The sequence below is a fragment of the Albidovulum sp. genome, assembly GCF_049646345.1.
In the GTDB taxonomy this organism is placed as follows: Bacteria; Pseudomonadota; Alphaproteobacteria; order Rhodobacterales; family Rhodobacteraceae; genus Albidovulum.
In genome coordinates, this window is record NZ_JBARVQ010000124.1 from 1 (window position 1) to 1,726 (window position 1,726).

The 1,726-nt window shown below is 64.8% G+C and carries 2 protein-coding genes and 1 pseudogene; all 3 read right to left on the minus strand.

From position 1 onward, the window contains the following. Positions 1 to 654, minus strand: a pseudogene (locus WBB85_RS03120) (hypothetical protein); the annotation flags it as partial. Between the two features lie 8 nt (positions 655 to 662). Beyond that, positions 663 to 1,535 carry a glucose-1-phosphate thymidylyltransferase RfbA gene (gene rfbA / locus WBB85_RS03125; protein WP_432637162.1) on the minus strand — a complete coding sequence of 291 codons (873 nt, stop codon included), beginning with the start codon at positions 1,533 to 1,535 and terminating at the stop codon, positions 663 to 665. A 1-nt stretch (position 1,536) separates the two neighbouring features. After that, positions 1,537 to 1,726: sugar nucleotide-binding protein (locus tag WBB85_RS03130; RefSeq protein WP_432637163.1), on the minus strand; the 190-nt coding region annotated here is incomplete at its 5' end.

Consider the following 1,726-nt stretch of genomic DNA (forward strand, 5'->3'; position numbering starts at 1 on the left):
CGCCAGCCCGTCGGGGTCGATCCCGGCGGCATCCAGAAAATCGGTGACGATGTCGCCGCCGACGAATGCCGCGCGATCGAACAGCCGCGCCACCAGCGCGTCGGCACCGAACACATCGGCCCAGAGCCTGAAGGAGTCGTGATAGTTGTAGCGATGGCTGTCGGGCGTGCAGCCGTCGAGGAATTCGTCAAAGCCGACTGTCTTGCCGCCCTTGATCGCCGTTGAATAGAGACTGCGTGCGACCGCCGCCTGCTCGCGGAACCAGCACAGCACGCGGATCTCGGAAAACAGCGGCGCCAGCAGGTCATGCAGTTTCTGCACCGAGTCGCGGTCGATCAGGCGGGAATGGAAATGCTCGCTGGTCAGGATCACCGTCCCGGTCCCAAGCCCGGCCAGTTCGGCGCTCAGATCCTCGGCAAAGCCGGCGAAGAAGGCGGCCTTGTCCTCGGGCGTGGCGATCTTGCGGCCGCGAAAGAAATTGTCGATCCGCCCGTCGGGCTGGCAATAGGCGGCCAGACGCCGGTTGTTCGGGCTGCCGGCCACGTCGCTCAGCCCGACGCCGCGTGCCGCCAGCGCGGCACGGTTGTCATAAAGGAAATGCTGCAATGTGGTGGTGGCGGTCTTTTCCGTCCCGATGTGCAGGATCAGGCGCATTTCAGACTCTAATCCAGCAATCCGGCAAGGTAAGCACCATAACCGTTCTTCTTGAACAGCTCGGCCCGTGCAGCCAGCTCCTCGCGCGAAATCCAGCCCTGATCAAAGGCGATCTCTTCCGGACAGCCGGTCTGCAACCCCTGACGGGTTTCCAGCGTGCGCACGAAATTGCCGGCATCCAGCAGCGAGCCATGGGTGCCGGTGTCAAGCCAGGCATAGCCGCGCCCCATCCGGCTGACGCGCAACTGCCCTTCGGACAGGTACATCTCCAGCAGCGAGGTGATCTCGACCTCGCCGCGCTCGGAGGGCTGCACCTGCCGCGCCCGCGCCGGGGCGGTGCCATCAAGGAAGTAGAGCCCGGTCACCGCATAGTTCGACGGCGGAACCTTCGGTTTCTCGATGATCGACTTCACCGACCCGTCGGCATCGAAGGCGACCACGCCATAGCGTTCCGGATCGGACACGTGATAGCCGAAGACCGTACCTCCGGTCGGCGCGGCATCGGCCTCGGCCATCAGTTCGGGCAGGCCGTGGCCGAAGAAGATGTTGTCGCCCAGCACCATCGCGCTTGGCGCGCCAGCCAGGAAGTCTTCGGCCAGGATATAGGCCTGCGCCAGCCCGTCGGGGCTGGGCTGGGCCACATAGCTCAGCGAGATGCCCCATTGCGCGCCGTCCCCGAGGGTGCGGATGAACTGGTCCTGATCCTGCGGCGTGGTGATGATGCAGATCTCGCGGATGCCGGCCAGCATCAGCACCGACAGCGGATAATAGATCATCGGCTTGTCATAGATCGGCAGCAGCTGCTTGGAGACGCCCATGGTGATCGGATAAAGCCGGGTGCCCGATCCGCCGGCCAGAATGATGCCCTTGCGTTGCGTCATCTCAAATCTCTCCAAGGTCTTTCAATATGTCGCGCAGGCCCGCGCGCCAGTCCGGGCGCGGCAGGCCGAAGGCGGTCTGGAACGAGGTGTTGTCCATCCGGCTGTTGGCCGGGCGGAAGGCCGGCGGCGTTGCCAGCATGGCGGCGTATTCGGCGCTGGTGATGTCGGCCACGGCGCAGTCGATCCCGGCC

Excerpts from the sequence above, each read along its gene's own strand:
- rfbA (WP_432637162.1), bottom strand. The coding sequence starts at position 1,535 with ATGACGCAACGCAAGGGCATCATTCTGGCCGGCGGATCGGGCACCCGG.